Below are 21800 nucleotides of genomic sequence, written 5' to 3' on the forward strand. Positions count from 1 at the left end.
GAGACCGCCGCCCATGCTTTGAGCGCCGCGCACCGAAGGGGCCGCGATGCGCTGAAGCGTCAACGGACGTAGAAGGTCAGACTTCCGTCGGCTGCCTGTTCGGCATTTACGATGTTGCGGACGTCGACGCCCTCGTTGTTGAGCCGGTGGGCAAGTGACCTGTTGGCGTCGATCGAGGCCTGAATGGCGTGCACGGCCTGGCCGGAACGTTCCGGCGCCGAGCGCGGCCCGGTATCCTCGTCGTCGAGGTTGCGCCAGTTATGGACCTGCTCGACGTTGAAATCATTGCCGTGGAAGGTCCGGAGTGTCTGCTCGATGCCCTGGGCGGTGTTCATACCGAGGCTTTCGGCTCGGCTGACGCCGGCAAATACGAGGGAGGAGAGGGCTGCAGCGATGCTGATGGTGACAACGCGGTTCATGATTGTATCCTTTCATCTGCTTTGACGGTCGACTGTCGTTGCAGGGGATCGTCTGTCACGCCATGGAATTGGCACTCTCTTCCTCGCGATTCAATATGCTAACACACTGAAAAGCCATTAAGAATTGTTCATGAAATCCGCCTTCGAATTGCCGTTTTCCAGGCATCCGGAAATACCGCTTCGAGAAGCGTGCCGAGCAGTGCAGGCGCGGCGCGGCTATCCCCTTGCGGATATTTCTTCTTTGGCGTTTGCGGCATCGGGCGAAAGTGCTTGCCATTCTGGTGAAGGCATGTTTTGACCGCGGGCTGCCGAGTGGAAAACGCCCCACAAAACGAAGGTGAACCATGCCGAGAGAGACCGCTCCCCATATTTTGATCGTTGAGGCCCGCTTCTACGACGACATGGCCGACGCCCTGCTCGAAGGCGCGACCTTCGCACTGGAACAGGCCGGCGCCACTTTCGAGGTCGTCACCGTTCCCGGCGCACTGGAAATTCCGGCGGCGATTGCCATGTCGCTCGATGGAGACGACAATGGCGGAACGCATTATGATGGCTATGTCGCGCTCGGCATGGTCATTCGCGGCGAGACCTATCATTTCGATATCGTGTCGAACGAATCCTCGCGCGCTTTGATGGATCTTGCGGTCAGCGAGTCCCTTGCCATCGGCAACGGCATTCTGACCGTCGAGAACGACGAACAGGCATGGGTGCGTGCGCGCCGCTCGGACAAGGACAAGGGCGGATTTGCCGCTCGCGCCGCTCTGACGATGATCGAGCTGAAGCAGAAACTGGGTGCATAACGAATGAATGACGACAAGACGGAACGGCCGGTCAAGACTGCAAACCAGCGGGGCGCTGCCCGTCTTGCTGCCGTTCAGGCACTGTATCAGATGGATGTCGGCGGGACCGGCGTTCTGGAAATCGTCGCCGAATACGAGGCGCACCGTCTCGGCCAGGAACTCGACGGCGCGACCTATCTGAAGGCCGATGCCGGCTGGTTCCGTTCCATCGTCTCCGGCGTCGTGCGCGATCAGACCCGTCTCGATCCGCTGATCGCCGCAGCCCTGCAGGATGACTGGGCCCTGTCGCGCCTCGACAGCACCGTGCGCGCCATCCTGCGCGCCGGCGTCTTCGAGATCACCGACCGCAAGGACGTCCCGGTGGCGGTCATCGTCACCGAATATGTCGAGATCGCCCAGGCCTTCTTTGATGACGACGAGCCGAAGCTCGTCAATGCGGTGCTCGACCGCATTGCAAAGCAGGTTCGCGGCGACACGAAGAAGTAAGTCTTTAGCCGCCAAACAATCTCCCTAAGTCTTTCTTCGCACTGCAACGGTTTTCGCTCGTTGCGGTCTTGACGCCACGTGATCGACCACGCAATCTCCGCACCGCTTAGCTGTGGCATTTCTGTGGAGAGGAAGGCGATTCGGCGGCGTATCTGCCGGAGAAGGAGTGAGCTCCGGCCTATGGGAGGAAAGAGCGAAATGACGATTCTTTTATGCGTAATCGCATGCGGTCTGCTCTCGGTGGTCTATGCCGCCTGGGCAACCCGGTCGGTGCTTGCCGCCGATCAGGGCAATAGCCGCATGCAGGAGATCGCGGGTTATATCCGCGAAGGCGCTCAGGCCTATCTGACCCGCCAGTACAGAACCATTGCCCTTGTTGGCGTCGTTGTTTTCATCGCAGCCTGGCTGCTTCTTTCCGCCACGGCCGCCATCGGCTTCCTGATCGGCGCCGTGCTTTCCGGGGCTGCCGGCTTCATCGGCATGCATGTCTCCGTCCGCGCCAATGTGCGCACCGCCCAGGCGGCCTCCGCCAGCCTCTCCGCCGGCCTCGACATCGCCTTCAAGTCAGGTGCGATCACCGGCATGCTGGTGGCGGGCCTCGCACTGCTCGGCGTCTCCATCTACTATACGATTTTGACCTTCGGCCTCGGCCATGAGAGCGGCTCGCGCGAAGTCATCGATGCGCTGGTGGCGCTTGGCTTCGGCGCTTCGCTGATTTCGATCTTCGCCCGTCTCGGTGGTGGCATCTTCACCAAGGGCGCCGACGTCGGCGGCGACCTCGTCGGCAAGGTGGAAGCCGGCATTCCCGAGGACGATCCGCGCAACCCGGCAACGATTGCCGATAACGTCGGCGACAATGTCGGCGATTGCGCCGGTATGGCCGCCGACCTTTTCGAGACCTATGCGGTCTCCGTCGTCGCCACCATGGTTCTCGCCGCAATCTTCTTTGCCGGCGCCCCGATCCTCCAGTCGGCGATGATCTATCCGCTGGCGATCTGCGGCGCCTGCATCATCACCTCGATCATCGGCACCTTTTTCGTCAAGCTCGGTTCGAACGGCTCGATCATGGGCGCGCTCTACAAGGGGCTCATTGTCACCGGCCTGCTGTCGATCGTCGGTCTCGGCGCCGCCACCTCGCTGACGGTCGGCTGGGGCTCGCTCGGCACAGTCGCCGGCGCCGACGTGACCGGCACGAACCTGTTCGTCTGCGGGCTTGTCGGCCTGGTCGTCACCGCGCTGATCGTCGTCATCACCGAATACTACACCGGCACCGGCAAGCGTCCTGTCGTTTCGATCGCTCAGGCCTCGGTCACCGGTCATGGCACCAATGTCATCCAGGGCCTGGCGGTCTCGCTGGAATCGACCGCCCTGCCGGCCATCGTCATCGTCGGCGGCATTCTTGCCACTTACCAGCTCGGAGGCCTTTTCGGCACCGGCATCGCGGTTACCGCCATGCTCGGCCTTGCCGGCATGATCGTCGCCCTCGACGCCTTCGGCCCGGTCACCGACAATGCCGGCGGCATCGCCGAAATGGCGCATTTGCCGCCTGAGGTGCGCAAGTCGACCGACGCGCTCGACGCCGTCGGCAACACCACCAAGGCGGTGACCAAGGGTTACGCGATCGGCTCGGCCGGTCTCGGCGCGCTGGTGCTCTTTGCCGCTTACGCCAACGACCTGCGGTATTTTGCGGCGCATGGCGACCAGTATCCCTATTTCGCCAATATCGGCGAAATCTCGTTCGAATTGTCGAACCCCTATGTCGTCGCCGGTCTGCTGTTCGGCGGCCTAATCCCCTATCTCTTCGGCGGCATCGCCATGACCGCCGTCGGCCGCGCCGCCGGTTCGATCGTCGAAGAGGTGCGCCGTCAATTCAAGGAAAAGCCCGGCATCATGCAGGGCACGGAGAAGCCGGACTACGGCAAGGCGGTCGACCTTCTAACCAAGGCCGCCATCCGCGAGATGCTCGTGCCGTCGCTGCTGCCGGTGCTGGCGCCGATCGTCGTTTATTTCGGCGTGCTGCTCATCTCCGGCTCCAAGGCCTCGGCCTTCGCCGCTCTCGGCGCATCGCTGCTGGGCGTCATCATCAACGGCCTCTTCGTCGCCATCTCGATGACATCGGGCGGCGGCGCTTGGGACAATGCCAAGAAGAGCTTCGAGGACGGGTTCGTCGACAAGGACGGCGTACGTCACATGAAGGGCTCGGATGCGCACAAGGCGTCGGTCACCGGCGACACCGTCGGGGATCCCTACAAGGACACGGCCGGCCCCGCCGTCAACCCGGCGATCAAGATCACCAACATCGTCGCGCTGTTGCTGCTCGCTGTTCTCGCCGGTTGATACATCCAAGCACCGCGGTTCGCCGCGGTGCCATACCTGACAACAAAAAACCCGCCGGAAGGCGGGTTTTTTATCGGAGGTCTGTAGCTGATCAGCGCAGGCTGCTCGGATTCTGTGGCGTGCCGCCGGCGCCGCCGCCGAACAGGCTGCGGGCAGCACTCGCAGCGCTGCCGCCGGAAAGCATCTGCTGCAGGAAGGTGAGTTCCTTGCCGCCGGTCGGCGTGACGCGTCCGATCGTGTCGAACACCTTGCCGTCCTGAAGCGCGTAGTTGGCGCGGCGGCTGACGACGCCGTCCTTGTCGAAATAGATCGCCAGGACGCTCTGGTCGACGACCTTCAGCTTCTGGAACGCGACCGAGCGCGTGCGCCGCTGTGAGATGTAATAGAAGACTTCGCCGTCGAAGGTCGCCGTCGTCGACGGGGTGCCGAGTGAAAGCAGCACCTGCTCGCGGCTCGAGCCCTCCGGAACGAGGTTCAGCGACTGCTGGTCGGCGACATATCCGCCATTGAGCACGGTGCCGGTCTGGCAACCGGAAAGAACGGATGTGGAGGCGATTATAAGGGCAATGGCCGCACTGCTGAAGAGTTTCACGTCAGACTTGAAATACCGTTTCTTCAACGACATCTACTCCCTAAAGTATCGATAGCAGCCATTTGGGCCTTGCACGCTTTACCTCCTGCAAAACCATTGTGGCCATTCCGGGTCGACTATCCCGATTTGCTTCGCTGACGCATCGAGGGCGTCGTCCCGAAACTGGCCACGATCGGCATTGCAATTCGCGCCTGCTTCGGTAAACCAGCTTTCGAAATCATGCAACAAGGCCAGAGGCCGGCCAGCGTGAAGAATGAGGCATTTCCGGAAAAAACAATGATCTTCGGGCTGTTCCGCAAGAAAAACAACAATCAGGCAATCGTCGACAGGCAATATGCGGTGCTGACGGCGGGCGCCCGCATGCCAGAGATTTATGAGCGGCTCAATGTGCCGGATACGGTCATGGGCCGTTTCGAGATGCTGTCGATCGCCATGATTCTGTTTTTTCGCCGCACGCGCAGCTCCGCCACCAGCGGCCAGGAGATCGCCCAGGAAATCGTTGACGCCTTCTTCCAGGATATCGACTATTCGATCCGCGAACTCGGCATCGGTGACAACAGCGTGCCGAAGCGCATGAAGAAGCTCGCCGGCATGTTTTACGGCCGGCTCGAAGCCTATTCGAAGGCGATGGACACCGGCGATGCCGAAGCGCTCGCGCTCGCCCTCGCGCGCAATATCTATCCGGAAAGCCCGGTGCCGGCCGATATGTCCGGCCTGGCCCATTGGATGATGGCCGCGGAAGCGCATTTGTCGGCGCTTGCCGAAGAGGAGATCGCCACCGGTTCGGCGACGCTGCCGCCGGTCGCCCGCCCACCTGTCGCCTGAGGAGGAAATCATGAAGAACGATCGGGACGATGTTCCCTTCTCCTATCGAGTCAAGGTAGGCCATATCTCGGCCAACCCCGTCGAGGTTCATGTCGAGGCCGACGCAAACGAGTTGACGGCGCTTGCCGAGAGCTGGAACGTCGTCTCCGTCGATGATCTCAGCGCCGATCTGCAGATTGCCCGCTGGAAGCGTGACGGCGTGCGCATCAAGGGCCGCGTGAAGGCGAAGATCGTCCAATCCTGCGTGGTGACGCTGGAGCCGGTCGAATCCGCCATCGACGAGAGCTTCGAGCAGATCTTCGTGCCGGAGGGTTCCAAGCTTGCCCGCCAGGCTGGCAATGATACCGGCGAGATGTTGCTCGATCCCGACGGTCCCGATCTGCCCGAGACCTTTGTCGGCGATACGATTGATGCCGGCGAGGTGGTTGCCGAATTCGCCGCTCTGGCGATCGATCCTTATCCGCGCAAGGGGGGCATCGAATTCGCCGGCCATATCGAAGATAGCGGCGAGGAGGACAAAAAGCCTTCGGCTTTCGCGGCCCTCAAGGATTGGAAAAAGGACTGAAGCGCCTCTGGCATTTGACATAATTCAGTTGTAAGCGACGCCAAAACCGGTATTTTGGCCGAAATTTCGCCCTCGGCGAAAAGAAGGATCAGGGACGCGTGATCAGAATATCTCTCGACCTCATGGGTGGCGACTTTGGTCCCCAGGTTGTCATCCCCGGCGCCGCCAAGGCGCTCGACCGGCATCCGGATATTTCCTTCGTTTTCTACGGTCTCAAGGAACAGTGCGATCCGGTTCTCGCCAAGTTTCCGAAGCTCAAGGAAAAATCGGTCTTTCACGACTGCGAGCTTGCCGTCAGCATGAGTGAGAAGCCGAGCCAGGCGCTGCGCCGCGGCCGCTATATCTCCACCATGTGGCGCTCGATCGAGGCGGTGAAGACGGGGGAGGCCGATGTCGCGGTCTCGGCCGGCAATACCGGCGCGCTGATGGCAATGGCGAAGTTCTGTCTGCGCACCATGGCCAATATCGAGCGCCCAGCGATCGCCGCGATCTGGCCGACGCTGAAAGGCGAGAGCATCGTGCTCGACGTCGGTGCGACGATCGGCGCAGATGCGCAGCAGCTGATGGATTTTGCGCTGATGGGCGGCGCCATGGCGCGGGCGCTGTTCGAGGTCGAACGGCCGACGGTCGGCCTGCTAAATGTCGGCGTCGAGGAGATGAAAGGCCAGGAAGAGGTCAAGGAGGCCGGCCGGCTGTTGCGCGAGGCGAATATCGATTCGCTCGAATATTCCGGCTTCGTCGAGGGCAATGACCTCGGCAAGGGCACGGTCGATGTCGTCGTCACCGAAGGGTTTTCAGGCAATATCGCGCTGAAAACCGCCGAAGGCACCGCCAAGCAGATCGGCGAATATCTGCGTGCTGCCATGTCGCGCACGCTGCTCGCCCGCATCGGCTACCTCTTCGCCAAAAGCGCCTTCGACATGCTTCGCGAGAAGCTCGATCCGAGCAAGGTCAATGGCGGTGTGTTTCTCGGCCTGAACGGCATCGTCATCAAGAGCCATGGCGGGGCAAATGCCGAAGGCATCGCCGCAGCCATCGAAGTCGGCTACGACATGGCCAAGAACGGCCTCAATCAGAAAATAGAAAACGATCTTAAGAAATATCATGCCAAGCGGCTGCCCCCAATGGGCCCGGAAGCTGCATGAGCAATGGGGTTCAATCGAATATGATCCGTTCAGTGGTTCGCGGGTTTGGAGCCGCACTTCCGAAGCGCGTGATGACCAATGGTGACATGGAAGCGATCGTCGACACGTCGGACGAATGGATTGTCCAGCGCACCGGCATCCGCCAGCGTTATGTCGCCGGCGATGACGAGACGACGGCCTCGCTCGGCGAGGCCGCCGCGCGAGCTGCCCTTGCCAATGGCGGCCTGACGCCGGCCGATATCGATCTGATCATCTGCGCCACCTCGACGCCTGATAACACCTTTCCGGCAACCTCGGTCAACATCCAGAACCGCCTCGGCATGAGCCACGGCTTCGCCTTCGACGTCCAGGCCGTCTGCACCGGTTTCGTCTATGCTGTCACGACGGCGGATGCCTACATCCGCGGCGGCCTAGCCAAGCGCGTTCTCGTCATCGGCGCTGAAACCTTTTCACGCATTCTCGACTGGAACGACCGTACCACCTGCGTGCTGTTCGGCGACGGCGCCGGTGCGATCGTGCTTGAAGCGACCGAAGGCGAGGGCACCGTTGCCGATCGTGGCGTGTTGACGGCGCATCTGCGCTCCGACGGCTCGCACAAGGAAAAGCTCTATGTCGATGGCGGGCCATCGACGACGGGTACCGTCGGCAAGCTGCGCATGGAAGGCCGCGAGGTCTTCAAATACGCCGTCGGCATGATCACCGATGTCATCCAGGCTGCCTTCGATTCGACCGGGACCACCGCCGAGGATCTCGACTGGCTGGTGCCGCATCAGGCCAATCGGCGCATTATCGACGGTTCGGCCAAGAAGCTGAACATCGATGCGGCGAAGGTCGTCATCACCGTCGATCTACACGGCAATACCTCGGCGGCCTCGATCCCGCTCGCGCTTGCGACCGCTGCCGGCGACGGCCGCATCAAGAAGGGCGACCTGGTGATGCTCGAAGCGATGGGCGGCGGCTTCACCTGGGGCGCCGTTCTGCTGCGCTGGTAGGCACGAATCCAAAAAAACTGGCGGCGAACAAGAGCTTGACCGTAAGGCGCAAGACAAATACTCTTTGCGCGATTTCACAAAATATTTGAAATGGGCGGGGAAACCATGACTGGAAAAACAGTGACGCGAGCAGACCTGGCGGAATCGGTTTTCCGCAAGGTCGGGCTTTCCCGGACCGAATCTGCGGAACTTGTGGAAACCGTCATCGACGAAGTTTGCAACGCCATCGTGCGTGGTGAAACCGTCAAGCTGTCCTCCTTCGCCACCTTCCAGGTGCGCGACAAGAACGAGCGGATCGGCCGCAACCCGAAGACCGGCGAAGAGGTTCCGATTTCTCCCCGCCGGGTCATGACCTTCAAGGCGTCGAACGTGCTGAAGACGCGCATCCTCAAGGCGCATGTCGCCCGCAAGGTCAAGCTGAAGCCGCAGAATCCGGCCTCCTGATCATCGGCTTCCCGTTTCGAAACGGCGATTTTCTCCCTTCGCACCGTCCTGCGTTGTGCGCAACGTCGAGACATGACTTGAATTGTCGGCGCCAAACCGTTGAAATACGATGAGTCGCCGTAAGATCGAGCCACGAGGTCGCGTAGCAGTATGACGTTGGACAAGAGCCCCGATGCCTTTCGCACCATTAGCGAAGTCGCAGACGATCTTGATCTGCCGCAGCATGTGCTGCGCTTCTGGGAAACGCGTTTTCCGCAGATAAAGCCGATGAAGCGCGGCGGCGGCCGTCGCTACTACCGGCCCGAGGATGTGGATCTTCTCAAGGGCATCCGGCATTTGCTCTATGATCACGGCTATACGATCAAGGGTGTGCAGAAGCTTCTGAAAACCAACGGCAACAAGTTCGTCATATCGGTCGGCCACGGCGATCTCGCCAGCGTCGAGGCGCTTGCCTCGGGCGTGCAGGAGGCGGCCGCCGGGGAACCGCGCGTCGGCATGGCCGACGAAGACCAGATTGTCGGCCGCGCCAAGCCGCCGATTACCCGCCGCTTCTTCAATTTTGTGGCTGGCGAGGACGAGCAGGAAGTCTCGATCGGCAAGTCGAGCGTTGGCAAGGAAGACAGGGCGCTGCTGCAGGAGGCGCTCTACGACCTGCTGGAATGCAAGCGTCTGCTCGATCAGGTGCGCTGACCGGAACTCTTATTCTTATGCATGTCGTTATCCCGGGATCGCCGCACGGCTCCGGGCGAGACGCTTCAAAGCATGTCGCGCAAAAGTGTACAGCGGTTTCCCAAGCAAAGCGCGAAGCGCTTTTGCCGCAACGACATGCGTAAAACAAAGACACAAAGCGCAAGGAGCGAATCTGAAAGATCGCGACGCGCTTTAGACTTCGGTAAGCCGCTTCATCGCCTGTTCGAGTTCGCTGAGCTGGAAGGGTTTTTGCAGCACCGGCAATGTGCTCGGGCTGCTGCCGGCAGGGGCGGCGCCGTATCCCGTTGCATAGATATAGGGTTTGCCGCGTTCGTCGAGCAGGTTTGCGACCGGCAGCGAGCTCTGCCCGGCAAGCGAGACGTCGAGAATTGCAGCGTCGAATTCAGTATCCCTGGCGGCTGCCAGCGCCCGTTCGAGATCGGGCGCGCTGGCGCAAACCCGGTAGCCGAGATCGGCGAGCATGTCCTCGAGCAGCATGGCAATCAGCGCATCGTCTTCGACGATGAATATGTCTTTCATGTTCGCGTCCACCCATTTCCCCTTGCCGGGCATGCGGATTTATGTGGACTCCTGGCATGTCTCGTCAAGCCGTCGTGCCCGGCAGTGCGAGAAACAGCATATTGCCGGGTGAAATTCCATGTGTAAAAGCTGGGACGCCGCCTGCGCAACGGCAACTGCATAATTCCTTCAATCGGAATCGATTTTGGGATAAAACTCTGCAGCAATTCAAAGTGTTACGGCGCTCTTTGCGCGTCTGATAAGGCGCAGCGCCGTAAGGAGGGGTCTGGAATGGATTTGCTGAGTGCCACGGATTGGCTGCGTCACAGGCCGGGTTATACATATCCGCTGGCCGTTGCCTTCGTTGGCCTGACGTTTCTTCTGCGGCTTGCCGCCAGCGACTATCTTTCCGGCTTTCCCTTTCTGAGCTTCCTCCCGGCGATATTGCTGGCGAGTTTCATTGGCGGCGCGGGGCCGGGCCTCGTCGCGGCGATACTTGCCGCTTTCATTGTCCAGCAGTTTTTCGTCGAGCCGCACAATATCTTCTGGCCGGTCAGCGCCGGCCAATGGGTTGGGCTGTCGACCTATCTCATCAATGCGGCGATCATCATCGGGCTGATGGAGATGATCATCATCGCGCATCGCCGGCAGAGCCGCCTCCGCAACGAGCTCAACGGTTTCAACACGCGCCTCGAACAGACGGTTGTCCAGCGCACCGCCGAACTCAGGCACGAGATGGAAGAGAATGCCGCGGCACAGGCGCAGGTGCGCCAGCTGCAGAAGATGGAGACGATCGGTCAGCTCACAGGCGGCGTCGCCCATGATTTCAACAACATGCTGGCGATCATCATCGGCAACCTCGATCTTGCCCAGCGACGCATGACCGGGCATGAGGATCCCCGCGTGCTGAACTCCATCCAGAATGCCAAAGACGGCGCTCAGCGTGCCGCGGTCCTGACCGCGCGTCTGCTCGCTTTCTCGCGCCAGCAGCCGCTCGCCCCTGAGGTGATCGATCTCAATAAGCTCGTCGGCGGCATGTCCGAGCTGTTGCGGCGTACACTCGGCGAGCAGATCCGGATCGAGACCGTGCTTGCCGGCGGCCTTTGGCCGAGTTTTGCCGATTTGAGCCAGCTTGAGAACGCTATTTTGAACCTTGCCGTCAACGCCCGCGACGCCATGCCCGGCGGCGGACATTTGACCATCGAGACCGCCAATACCGAACTCGACGAGCGGTATTCCCGCATGCATTCGGAGGTCGATGCCGGGCAATATGTGATGGTCAGCATGACCGACACCGGCACCGGCATGTCGCCTGACGTGATCGAGCGTGCATTCGACCCTTTCTACACAACCAAGGGACCCGGCAAGGGCACCGGTCTCGGCCTCAGCCAGGTTTACGGCTACATCAAGCAGAGCGGCGGCCACATCAAGATCTATTCGGAGATCGACAGGGGTACGACGGTGAAGATCTATCTCCCCCGGCATGTCGGCGCGATGAGCGCCAGGTTGAATGCGGCTGGCGCCCAGCCTATTCCCCAAGGCAGCGTCAACGATACGATCCTGGTGGTGGAAGATGATGAGAACGTCCGCATCATGACCGCCGAAAGCCTGCATGAGCTCGGTTACACCGTGCTGCAGGCGGCAAGCGGCATGGAGGCGCTTCTGCTTCTGGAAGAAAATCGGGAGGTCGACCTGATCTTCACCGATATCGTCATGCCGCAAATGAGCGGACGCCAGCTTGCCGATATCGTCCAGGAAAAATGGCCGGCGATCCGCATCCTCTACACCACCGGTTATACCCGTAATGCCATCGTCCATAACGGGGTGCTCGATCATGGCGTCTCCCTGCTCGCCAAGCCCTTCAGCCTGGAGCAGCTAGCCCACAAGATCCGCGAACTTCTGAATGTGCCGGCGAAAATGGAAGATGAGAGCACGTGAAGCCGAGCATGATGCCGAAAAGTGTGAGCGGCTTTCTCATGACATCATGCTCTAACTCTTTAATTTAAAACAGGATTTGGATTTTAGGCCAACCGAGCCTAAAATCATCCTGTTCCAGGCGGCAACATGTCCTCTGTCCCCGATCGCCTTATTCGATGACCTGGATCACGCGGTGCGTCTTCGGCTCGACGATGACGCGTCGCTCGTTGACGACGGTATAGCCATAACCGTCCATATTCGGCACGGTGTGCACTTCGACGGTATCGGGCAGCGTCGCGCCGACGGCGATATCGCCGTCATAGACGACGGACGGCGTATTTTGCTCCATGACATAGGTGCGAACTTCGCCTGGCAACACGACGGAGCCGGTCGGTGCGGGATCGGTGACGATGACGGTGCTCTGCGCGAAGGCGGTGGAACTGATGGTCAGCATGGCGGCCGCAGCCAGCATGATCTTGCGCATGGGATGTTCTCCTTTTTAACTTTGGACACCGAGGCAACGCTGGCCATGCGGCATAGTTCCCCGCCGGCCTTTCATCGTGGCACAAGACAGTCGCCATCAGCGCAGTTAAGGTGTTGCTAAATCAATTTATGCACCATACGGTTGAGCTGTCCGAATCACGGTCAGCGCGGGTTCGTTTAACGGCATCAAGGGTCGGCCGTTTACGCTTCGTTAACCATGTTGGCGATTTATACCCTGTGAACGGCCGCGTGGTCGTTGATTCGAAGGTCCGTCGCGTTTCGGTTTGCGGATGGATATCTGGAAAGACGATTGCGGCGGCTCAAGACATGCGTTTGCGGATGACGATATCGCTGGTGGCAGTGGCGGGCATGATGGCCGGCTGCACGTCGACAGGCGGTGTCCGCCAGCCCTCCGGGCCGGAGACCGTGGCGCCCGAGAAGGCGCTGGTCCTGCCGCCGCCGGGCGGCCCGTCGATCGTCAGCGTGGTCGAACGCAAGCGTGGCAACGGCGTCGAGCAGACGGTTTCCTTGTTTACCTCATCCTCCGTGCCCGGCCAGAACTTCCTGAAGGTCCAATTTTTCGGCGCGTCCGGGGCCAACCCCGGCACCGGCAATGCCGGCTTCAGCATGATCAATGAGAGCGGCATTGCCCGCGAAGTGGCGCGCTCCGCCCCCGGCGTGCCCATGGCGACGTCGGCGACCTTTCTGCAGAACAGCTATGGCCCTTTTGGTTACGCCTCCGGCCGCAGCCGTGGCGGCGACACCTGCATCTATGCCTGGCAGCAGATCCGCTCGAGCGTCAATGCCAACACCCAGGCGCGCAATTTCGGCATGATCCAGCTGCGCCTGCGTCTCTGCGACGCGAATGCCAGCGAACGCCAACTGCTCGGCATCGTCTATGGCTATACCATATCGGGCACTTTCGACGGGGTGATCTGGAATCCCTACGGCAATCCGCCGCCGGCCGACGTTGCGCTCGGCCGCACGGGCGCGCCGATCTATCCTGACCAGGGCGGCTATCGCGCCAGCCCGATGCCGATCGGCTACGAGCCGGCGCCCGCGATTATCAGCCGGCCGCGGGCGGTTCTGCCCCGCAACGCTTCGACCCCGGCACCGGGCGCCGCACCGATGCCCGCGCCCATCGGCCCGCGCGTGCCGCTGCCCGGCGAGGCGCCGCAGGCGAGGGTGATGCCGGATGCGGCAGCCGCGCCGCCCGAACAGCCGGTCGAACAATCCGCAAGGGCGATCGGCGTCACCGTGCCTTCGCCAGACTGCATAGGCGACGCGGCCATGACGGCCGCCTGCCGGAGATAGAGCATGATGCCGAAAAGTGTGAGCGGTTTTCGGACGACATCATGCCCGTTCTAGTGAGCATGCCCGGAGCGCCGATGGTGTCCGGTTGAGCAATTTCGAAGGAACGTCGATGCGCAAAGCCCGCAGTGTCTTCATATGGGCCGTGGTTTCGCTCTGCTTGATCGTGCTGATCACGCTGCCGGTCAACTTGCAGACCCAGCTCATCACCAGCATCACGGTGGTGACGGTGATGGCGCTGATCAAGGTCTTGAAGGGCGAGGGGACCTGGCGCCTGGTGGCGCTCGCCTTCGGCACCTCGATCGTGCTGCGCTATGTCTACTGGCGCACCACCAACACCCTGCCGCCGGTAAACCAGCCTGAGAATTTCATTCCCGGCCTGCTGCTCTATCTCGCCGAAATGTACAGCGTCGCGATGCTGGCGCTGAGCCTGTTCATCGTCGCCACACCGCTGCCGCCGCGCCCCTCGCGCGCCGCCAATCCCGGGCGTTTGCCGCATGTCGATGTCTTCGTTCCGTCCTATAACGAGGATGCCGGGCTTCTCGGCAACACGCTGGCGGCCGCCAAGGCCATGGATTATCCGGCCGAAAAGCTGCATGTCTGGCTGCTCGACGATGGCGGCACCCTGCAGAAGCGAAATTCCGGCAAGCTGCTCGAAGCCCAGGCCGCCGCTGCCCGCCATATCGAGCTGAAGAAGCTCTGCGAAGACCTCGACGTCAGCTATCTCACGCGCGACCGAAACGAGCACGCCAAGGCCGGCAATCTGAATAACGGCATGAAACATTCGACTGGCGAACTCATCGCCGTCTTCGATGCCGACCACGCGCCGGCCCGCGATTTCCTGCTCGAGACCGTCGGCTACTTCGAAGACGACCCGAAGCTTTTCCTTGTTCAGACTCCGCACTTCTTCATCAATCCCGATCCGCTGGAGCGCAACCTGCGCACCTTCGACAAGATGCCGAGCGAGAACGAAATGTTCTACGGCATCATCCAGCGCGGCCTCGACAAATGGAACGCCGCCTTCTTCTGCGGTTCGGCGGCGGTCCTGAGCCGCAGGGCGCTCGACTCCCAGAACGGCTTTTCCGGCATCAGCATCACCGAGGATTGCGAGACGGCCTTAGCGCTCCACGGCAGCGGCTGGAACAGCATCTATGTCGACAAGCCGCTGATCGCCGGCCTGCAGCCCGCCACCTTCGCAAGCTTCATCGGCCAGCGCAGCCGCTGGGCGCAGGGCATGATGCAGATCCTGCGCTTCCGCTTCCCGCTGCTGAAACGCGGCCTGTCGATCCCGCAGCGCCTCTGCTACATGTCCTCCACGCTGTTCTGGCTCTTCCCGTTCCCGCGCACGATCTTCTTGTTTGCACCGCTCTTCTACCTGTTCTTCGATCTGGAAATCTTCACAGCCTCCGGCGGCGAGTTCCTTGCCTATACGCTTGCCTACATGCTGGTGAACCTGATGATGCAGAACTACCTCTACGGGTCGTTCCGCTGGCCATGGATTTCCGAACTCTACGAATATGTTCAGACTGTGCATCTGCTGCCGGCGGTCATCTCCGTCATGCTCAATCCGAGGAAGCCGACCTTCAAGGTCACCGCCAAGGACGAATCGATCGCCGTCAGCCGCCTGTCCGAGATCAGCCGCCCGTTCTTCGTCATCTTTGCGGTGCAGATCATCGCGCTCGTCATCACCATCTATAGAATCTATGCCGAGCCCTATAAGGCCGACGTCACCCTTGTCGTCGGCGGCTGGAACCTCATCAACCTGATCATGGCCGGCTGCGCGCTTGGTGTCGTGTCCGAGCGCGGCGAGCGCGCCTTGTCCCGCCGCGTCCGCGTCAACCGGCGCTGCGAATTCGGCGCCAACGGCAAGTGGTATACCGCCTCGATCGAGGACGTCTCGGTCCATGGCGCCAGGCTCCACATCTTCAACAAGCAACTCGACGAGATGCTGGTCGGTGCCCTCGGTGAAATCCGCTTCCGGCCCTATAGCGGTGCGGAACTGGAAACCCTGCCGCTGATCGTCCGCAACATCGAGCCGTCGGGCGACATCAGCAATGTCGGCTGCCAGTACGTGCCGAAAAGCGCGCTCGACCACCGCCTGATCGCAGACCTGATGTTTGCCAACTCGGGCCAGTGGACCGAGTTCCAGGCCTCGCGCCGCCGCAATCCGGGCCTGATCCGCGGCACCATTTGGTTCCTCGGTCTGTCGTTCTACCAGACGAGCCGCGGCCTCGTTTATTTCTTCCGCAGTATGCGGCCGGAACGCGAAGCCCAGCAGCAGGCCGCAAAGGTCAACGCCGGATGAGAAGCATCGTCGCTGCCTCGCTTTTCCTGCTGAATGCCTCCGCCTTCGCCCAGGCGCAGACGGCACCCTTCGACATGTCCGGGGAGCGTCCGCCCGGCGCCGCCGTTGCCCCGAGACAGACACCGCCGGCTCCGCCGGCAGCGGCTGCGCCGGTTCCCGTCACGCCCCCGGTTACCGTATTGCCGGCACCGGCACCCCAGGCGACACCTGCTCCTGCTCCTACACCGGTTCCCCCGGCAATCGCCGTTCAGCCGGCGCTGCAGCCGGCCGCGGCGGCGAATACGGCTCCGGTTCAGCGCCCCAACAGTATCCGTCGCTATGTCGTTCCCTTTTCGAAGCTCGGTCTCAGCGGTGAATATGATCGGCGGTCATGGTCCGTCTACCTGACGCAGGAACAGGCGGCCGCAAAGGCGAGCTTCACCTTCGCCTACCAGAATTCGATCGTCGTCGCGCCTGAGGCCTCGGCGCTGACCGTCTATCTCAACAATCGCCCGATCGGCCAGCAGCGCGTCGGCTCGCCGGACGGCCCGTCGGCCGTCACCTTCGCGGTTCCGCCAGGCCTGCTGCAGCCGGGCGCCAATGTCGTTACCTTCGAAGCCGCCCAGCGCCACCGCACCGATTGCAGCATCCAGTCGACCTATGAATTGTGGTCGAATATCGATCCGGCCGGAACCTATCTGAGCTTTGCCGGCAGCGATGCCGCAGAGCCGGCGAGCGCCGATGCGATCCGCGCCATCGGCGTCGACGGCGCCGGCAAGACCGAGTTCGACATCGTCGTCCCGGCGCTGGAGCAGCCGGGCACCACCAAGCCGCTACTGCGGCTGGCGCAGGGCCTCTCCGTGCTGAGCAGCATGCCGAACCAGGTCTTTGCCTTCAGCACTGCTTCGCTTCCGGCCGGCGGGCCGGGTAAGCTCAGTGTGCTCGTCGGTACCGCGGCGGAACTGCGGCCGCTCTTTCCGGGCCTGCCGCCCGGCGCCGAAAGTGCGGCACTCGCCGCTTTCGTCACCGATCCGCGCAGCGGCTCACCGGTGCTTCTGATCAGCGGCCCGTCCTGGCCGGCAGTCTCATCGGCGATCGATACCATCGTCTCCCCGACCGACAGATCCGCAGATATCCGCCGCGACGTGCTGACCACCGAACGCTGGAGCGCGCCGAACGCGCCGCTGGTCTTTTCCGATACCAACATCGCTTTGTCTCAGCTCGGCGTGAAGACCACCGAATTTTCCGGCCGGCGGTTGCGGACCAGCTTCAACATCGCCGTGCCGGCGGATTTTTATGCCAATGCCTATGGCGAGGCGAAGGTGCTGCTCGACGCCGCCTATACCGACAACGTCCTGCCCGGCAGCCACATCGATATCTACGTCAACGACAATATCGCCTCCACCGTGCCGATCACCACGACAACAGGCGGCATTCTGCGCCATCTGCCGATCCGCGTGACGATGCGGCACGTCAAGCCCGGCCTGAATACGGTGGCGATCGAGGCGATCCTGATGACCAAGGACGATGCGGCTTGCGCGCCTGGCGCGACAGCCGGCGCCAATCCCCGCTTTGCCCTGTTCGATACCTCAGAGCTGCAGATGCCGGATTTCGCCCGCGTCGGTCAGCGGCCGAATCTGGCCGCCATGGCCGGCACCGCCTATCCCTATGGCCGGGCCACCGAACCGATGCCGCTGTTCATCGACCGCGTCGACGCCGACACGCTTTCGGCCGCCGCGACCCTGCTCGGCCAGATGGCGATCATGGCCGGCCATCCGATCCCCGTGGAAACCGTTGCCTCGCCGAATACGATCGGAGATCGTGACGCGATCTTCATCGGCTCGATCTCGCAGATGCCGACAACTGCGCTGTCGCAGACCAATATAGCAACGGCGAGCCAGGCCTCATGGCGTCCGGTGACGGATGCGCAGACGGGCGTCGTCGACACCGGTACGGCCTTCGAGGAATGGAATTCCAAGGTCAGCGGCGGTGTCTTTCGCACCCGGATGATTGCCTTCCGCGAGTGGCTGTGGCGCAATTTCGATATTTCCCGCAGCTCGCTGCAATTCGTGCCGGGCGCCGAGGAAATCTTTACGCCGCCCAACACCGCTTCGCTTCTGGTGGCCCAGGGCTCCAGCCCCGCGGGAGCGGGCTCCTGGACCGTGGTGGCGGCGCCATCGGCGAAGGATCTGCGTGAAGGGGTCGAGGTTCTGACCTCGCAGCTGAACTGGCCGCAGTTGTCGGGCCACATCACCACCTATTCCAGCAAGACCGGCAAGATCGAGGCGTTGCCCGTCACCCGTTTCGATTTCGTGCCGTCGACGCCCTGGTCGATCGCCAACTATCGCCTGATCGCCGCCAACTGGTTGTCGACGAATATCCTCTCTTATGCCTCGCTGCTGGTCGTCTTCGTGCTCCTGATCGGCGTCACCACGTCGACGATGCTGAAGAAGCTGGGCCGGTCGAAATGAGGCGGTGGCGCGCGCTTCTGCTGGCGGCCTCTGTCGCGGTTGCACCGGGCCTGCCGGCTACCGCGCAGCAGGCGATGATTAATGCCGACGCCTGGTCGGCCTACAAGGCGAAGTTTCTCGATCCGAGCGGCCGCATCGTTGACAACGGCAACGGCAACATCAGCCACAGCGAAGGGCAGGGCTACGGCCTGCTGCTCGCCTATCTCTCGGCAAGCCCCGCCGATTTCGAGCAGATCTGGTATTTTACCCGCACCGAGCTGCTGCTGCGCGACGACGGCCTGGCCGTTTGGAAATGGGATCCGAACGTCAAGCCGCACGTGGCCGACACCAACAATGCCACCGACGGCGACATGCTGATCGCCTATGCTTTGGCGCTTGCCGGCACGGCATGGAAACGTGAAGATTATATCCTCGCTGCCTCCCGCATGGCGCAGGCGCTGCTTGCCGAAACCGTCGGCAGCTCGCAGGGCCGCACCTTGCTGATGCCGGGAACCGAAGGGTTTACCGGCAGCGACCGCGACGATGGTCCGGTCGTCAACCCGTCCTACTGGATTTATGAGGCGATCCCGGTGATGGCAGCGCTCGCGCCGTCGGATGCCTGGAAAAAACTGTCGGACGATGGCGTGGAACTGTTGAAGACGATGCAGTTCGGCCCGCGCAAGCTTCCTGCCGAATGGGTGAGCCTGCACGACAAGCCGCGGCCGGCAGAGGGGTTCGACGCCGAATTCGGCTACAACGCCATCCGCATCCCGCTATATCTCGCCCGCGGCGGCATCACCGATAAGGCACTGCTCGTCCGCCTGCAAAAGGGGATGTCGCAAGACGGCGTTCCCGCCACGATCGATCTGACCACCGGCCGGCCGAAGACCGTGCTGTCGGACCCCGGTTATCGAATTGTTAACGATGTTGTGGCCTGTGTTGTCGATGGGACCAGGCTGCCGAGTTCGGCGCTGCAGTTTGCCCCTGCGCTCTATTATCCGTCCACCCTTCAACTGCTGGGGCTGGCCTATATCGGGGAGAAGCATCCGGAGTGTCTGTGAAGTCTTCTCTCGTGGCGGTTTCAGCGGCAGTGGTGGTGGCAAGCCTTGTCACCGGACTGAAGGACCGTGCCGCTCTGCAGGAAAGGTTCGGCCTTGGCTCTGCCGGCAAGCCGGCGCCGGAACTGATGATGATGGGCCGTATCAAGCCGAACGATGCTGCCGGCAATTCCGAATTCAATGCGCAACTCGTCGCCGACAAGATCGAGGCGATCACGTCCCCGCCGCCATCGGCATCGGATACTTCAGATCCGAATGCCGTCGCGCAGCAGCCAGAACCGCCGCAATCAGCCGCGCCTCAATCTGCGCCCCCATCCGCGCCAGAACCCACGCCTCAGCCGACGGCTTCTCCGTCCCCGGTCACGCCTGCCATCGTGTCCGAGCCTCCAGCGCCGCAGCAGGCCGTCGCCCCGACGCAGCCTGCTGTCGATGAAAGCGCGCTTCGTTATTTCGCCAGCCGCGGCGACAAAGTGCGCCTGCAGGCCGAGATCTCTCGCCTTCAGGCGCTCTACCCGAACTGGGTTCCGCCGGCCGATCCGCTCGCCGTGCCGCAGAACGGCGACAAACAGCTCGAGGCCATGTGGCAGCTTTATTCCGATGGCCGATACGCCGAGCTGCGCAGGGCGCTCGCCGACCGTCAGGCAGCCGATGCCGGATGGCAGCCGCCGGCCGATCTGCTCGAGCGGCTCGCTGTCGCCGAGGACCGCGCCCGCCTCATCAATGCTTCCGACCTCAAGCAATATGCGACGGTGGTCGATATCGCAGCCACAACGCCGAGCCTGCTCACCTGCAGCGAGGTCGACGTCCTTTGGCGTGTCGCCGAAGCCTTCATCCAGACGAAGAGGCAGCAGCGCGGCCAGGACGCCTACAGCTATATCCTGAAGAACTGCCCCAATCCGGCCGAGCGGCAGGCGACTGTGGAAAAGGCCTCGACACTGCTTGCCTACCAGCCGATGCAGGCGCTGCTGGCGCTGGAGAAGCCCGCTGCCGACGGCAGCAAGGAATTCGACGCGATCCGCGACAATCTCGCCCGGCGCTTCATGGCCGAAGGCAATGACGATCCGAAGCTCGCCATCGCGCCCGAATATGTCGCCCGCCTCGAAAAACTCGCCGGGACCGAGGGGCTTGCCTCGGATGCGCTGCTGCTCGGCTGGTACCAGCTTCGCCGCAACAACGATCCTGAGGCGGAGAAGTGGTTCCGCGCCGCCCGCGCCAAGGAGGATACGGCCGCCGCTTCGCAGGGGCTGGCGCTGGCGCTGATCGCCCGCAAGGCGCCTCAGGAAGCCGAGGACGTGATGTTCCGCTGGCGTGCGGATTCCGACGATGCGAGCGCCACCTATCTCGCCGCGACCGCCAATCTGATGGCGCTGCAGCCCCCGGCCGATCTCGCCGAAGACGTGCTGCATCGCATCGCCGCCGAAGTTATCGCCCGGAAATACGTGCCGACGGCGCAGCAATTCGGCTGGTATGCCCGCTCGCTCAACCAGTTCCAGACCGCCGCGCGCTGGTTCGAGACCGCACTCGTCTGGAAGCCCGATGACGAACCGTCGGCCTATGGCCTTGTCGTCACCCGCGAGCAACTGGGTGACCGCAAGGGTGTGCTCGAGCTTCAGCGCGCCTGGGCCGGACGGTCGGCCCGGATCATCAATCTCGAAGACACCTCATCGCTGATGCCGAATGGGGGCGCGGTGCCGCCGGAGAAGGGCACGCTTGCCCCGCAGCAGCCGGTTCAGCCGACGCAGCCGGTGCAACGCCCTGCCACGGCGGCCGAGCCGCTTCCGGCCGAACGCCGCACCCCGCTGCAGCCGGAGCCCGATGTGGCCGTTCGCCCGGCAAGGCCGGCGATGCAGACGGTGACCGTTGCGCGCGGTTCGCGCCAGACACGCGGCTGCTCGACGACCTTCGATGCGGGTCAGCTCAGCCCGGCCAATGCGCTGTCGCGCGGCTGGTGCCTGATGGATATCAATCGGCCGATGGAGGCCATCTCGGCCTTCGAGGCGGCATTGCAGAGCCCGGTCCGCAAAGACCGTGAAGACGCAGCCTACGGCCAGAGCCTTGCCTATCTGCGCGCCGGCCTTTCCAGCAACGCCGCCGTTGCCGCCACCAAGGCGCCGCAGAACCGCCAGCGCGCCGCTGAGCTGCAGGTGGCGATCCTCGCCGACCGCGCGCTTTCGGCCTTCGATGCCGGGCGTTATCGCGAGACCCTGATCTATCTCGATCAGCGCGCCCAGCTACAGCAGGAACGCATCGACCTGATGGTTCTGCGCGGCTATTGCTACCTCAATCTCAAAATGTATGGCGATGCGACCCGTATCTTCGAAGCCGCTGCCGCGACCGGCAGCCGCGACGCTGCCCGCGGTCTGGCCGACGTTCGCAACGTCACCCATCCCGACGTCAACGACTAGCGTTGACGTCGACGTCAACGACTAGCGTTGACGCCGCCGCCGCTCTCCGCTACTCGCCTGTGCAGGGGTCGCCCCGGC

Annotated in this window: 20 protein-coding genes; 16 read left to right on the plus strand and 4 right to left on the minus strand. The window is 62.4% G+C overall.

The window, feature by feature from the left end:
• Positions 1-59: 59 nt before the first annotated feature.
• Entirely contained in the window at positions 60-419 is a 360-nt protein-coding gene (locus tag OS035_RS17545; protein ID WP_097627098.1) for a hypothetical protein, read from the minus strand.
• A gap of 130 nt (positions 420-549) precedes the next feature.
• Between OS035_RS17545 and OS035_RS17550 the strand changes: the two genes are divergently transcribed.
• The 4 genes from OS035_RS17550 to OS035_RS17565 all read left to right on the plus strand — a co-directional run bounded on the left by OS035_RS17550 (position 550) and on the right by OS035_RS17565 (position 4042).
• The gene (locus OS035_RS17550) at positions 550-717 is read left to right on the plus strand and encodes a hypothetical protein (protein WP_165503913.1); all 168 of its coding nucleotides are present in this window, start codon (positions 550-552) and stop codon (positions 715-717) included.
• A 46-nt stretch (positions 718-763) separates the two neighbouring features.
• Positions 764-1219: a 6,7-dimethyl-8-ribityllumazine synthase gene (locus OS035_RS17555; protein WP_097627100.1), complete on the plus strand. Its 456-nt coding sequence runs from the start codon at positions 764-766 to the stop codon at positions 1217-1219.
• A 3-nt stretch (positions 1220-1222) separates the two neighbouring features.
• Positions 1223-1705, plus strand: a complete 483-nt coding sequence (nusB, locus tag OS035_RS17560) for a transcription antitermination factor NusB (protein ID WP_054181836.1) — start codon at positions 1223-1225, stop codon at positions 1703-1705.
• Positions 1706-1903: 198 nt separating this feature from the next.
• Positions 1904-4042, plus strand: a complete 2139-nt coding sequence (locus tag OS035_RS17565; protein ID WP_097627279.1) for a sodium-translocating pyrophosphatase — start codon at positions 1904-1906, stop codon at positions 4040-4042.
• 91 nt (positions 4043-4133) lie between these two features.
• Here OS035_RS17565 and OS035_RS17570 read toward each other — a convergent pair whose 3' ends face one another.
• Positions 4134-4667 (minus strand): outer membrane protein assembly factor BamE, encoded by a 534-nt coding sequence (locus OS035_RS17570; RefSeq protein WP_097627102.1) that lies wholly within the window; start codon positions 4665-4667, stop codon positions 4134-4136.
• A gap of 186 nt (positions 4668-4853) precedes the next feature.
• On the opposite strand from OS035_RS17570, the gene OS035_RS17575 reads away from it, so the two are divergent.
• The 6 genes from OS035_RS17575 to OS035_RS17600 all read left to right on the plus strand — a co-directional run bounded on the left by OS035_RS17575 (position 4854) and on the right by OS035_RS17600 (position 9295).
• Positions 4854-5459 (plus strand): ubiquinol-cytochrome C chaperone family protein, encoded by a 606-nt coding sequence (locus tag OS035_RS17575; protein WP_097627104.1) that lies wholly within the window; start codon positions 4854-4856, stop codon positions 5457-5459.
• Positions 5460-5469: 10 nt separating this feature from the next.
• Positions 5470-6024: a YceD family protein gene (locus OS035_RS17580; protein ID WP_097627106.1), complete on the plus strand. Its 555-nt coding sequence runs from the start codon at positions 5470-5472 to the stop codon at positions 6022-6024.
• 98 nt (positions 6025-6122) lie between these two features.
• Positions 6123-7169 carry a phosphate acyltransferase PlsX gene (plsX, locus tag OS035_RS17585; protein WP_012557284.1) on the plus strand — a complete coding sequence of 349 codons (1047 nt, stop codon included), beginning with the start codon at positions 6123-6125 and terminating at the stop codon, positions 7167-7169.
• Between the two features lie 20 nt (positions 7170-7189).
• Positions 7190-8161, plus strand: a complete 972-nt coding sequence (locus OS035_RS17590) for a beta-ketoacyl-ACP synthase III (protein ID WP_037073922.1) — start codon at positions 7190-7192, stop codon at positions 8159-8161.
• Positions 8162-8266: 105 nt separating this feature from the next.
• On the plus strand, positions 8267-8605 hold the full coding sequence (locus tag OS035_RS17595; protein WP_003578475.1) for an integration host factor subunit alpha: 339 nt from the start codon (positions 8267-8269) through the stop codon (positions 8603-8605).
• 150 nt (positions 8606-8755) lie between these two features.
• Complete coding sequence (locus tag OS035_RS17600) at positions 8756-9295, plus strand: MerR family transcriptional regulator (protein ID WP_183781160.1); 540 nt, start codon at positions 8756-8758, stop codon at positions 9293-9295.
• 192 nt (positions 9296-9487) lie between these two features.
• Here the strand turns inward: OS035_RS17600 and OS035_RS17605 are convergent, their stop codons facing one another.
• Positions 9488-9835 carry a response regulator gene (locus tag OS035_RS17605; RefSeq protein WP_097627111.1) on the minus strand — a complete coding sequence of 116 codons (348 nt, stop codon included), beginning with the start codon at positions 9833-9835 and terminating at the stop codon, positions 9488-9490.
• Positions 9836-10105: 270 nt separating this feature from the next.
• Between OS035_RS17605 and OS035_RS17610 the strand changes: the two genes are divergently transcribed.
• Positions 10106-11752, plus strand: coding sequence for an ATP-binding protein (locus tag OS035_RS17610; RefSeq protein ID WP_097627113.1), 1647 nt, complete (start codon positions 10106-10108; stop codon positions 11750-11752).
• Between the two features lie 148 nt (positions 11753-11900).
• Here the strand turns inward: OS035_RS17610 and OS035_RS17615 are convergent, their stop codons facing one another.
• The gene (locus OS035_RS17615) at positions 11901-12215 is read right to left on the minus strand and encodes a DUF1236 domain-containing protein (protein ID WP_097627115.1); all 315 of its coding nucleotides are present in this window, start codon (positions 12213-12215) and stop codon (positions 11901-11903) included.
• Between the two features lie 326 nt (positions 12216-12541).
• Between OS035_RS17615 and bcsN the strand changes: the two genes are divergently transcribed.
• The 5 genes from bcsN (at position 12542) to OS035_RS17640 (ending at position 21722) form a co-directional block, all read left to right on the plus strand.
• Entirely contained in the window at positions 12542-13528 is a 987-nt protein-coding gene (bcsN, locus tag OS035_RS17620) for a cellulose biosynthesis protein BcsN (protein WP_097627117.1), read from the plus strand.
• A gap of 109 nt (positions 13529-13637) precedes the next feature.
• Positions 13638-15830 (plus strand): UDP-forming cellulose synthase catalytic subunit, encoded by a 2193-nt coding sequence (bcsA, locus tag OS035_RS17625; RefSeq protein ID WP_097627280.1) that lies wholly within the window; start codon positions 13638-13640, stop codon positions 15828-15830.
• On the plus strand, positions 15827-18280 hold the full coding sequence (locus OS035_RS17630; RefSeq protein ID WP_097627119.1) for a cellulose biosynthesis cyclic di-GMP-binding regulatory protein BcsB: 2454 nt from the start codon (positions 15827-15829) through the stop codon (positions 18278-18280). The genes bcsA and OS035_RS17630 overlap by 4 nt, the downstream gene beginning before the upstream one ends.
• On the plus strand, positions 18277-19320 hold the full coding sequence (locus tag OS035_RS17635) for a glycosyl hydrolase family 8 (protein ID WP_097627121.1): 1044 nt from the start codon (positions 18277-18279) through the stop codon (positions 19318-19320). The genes OS035_RS17630 and OS035_RS17635 overlap by 4 nt, the downstream gene beginning before the upstream one ends.
• Positions 19317-21722 carry a cellulose synthase gene (locus tag OS035_RS17640; protein ID WP_097627123.1) on the plus strand — a complete coding sequence of 802 codons (2406 nt, stop codon included), beginning with the start codon at positions 19317-19319 and terminating at the stop codon, positions 21720-21722. Before OS035_RS17635 ends, OS035_RS17640 begins: the two co-directional genes overlap by 4 nt.
• The last annotated feature ends 78 nt before the right edge of the window (positions 21723-21800 follow it).

It is taken from the genome of Rhizobium sp. 268, from assembly GCF_036571585.1.
In the GTDB taxonomy this organism is placed as follows: domain Bacteria; phylum Pseudomonadota; class Alphaproteobacteria; order Rhizobiales; family Rhizobiaceae; genus Rhizobium; species Rhizobium redzepovicii.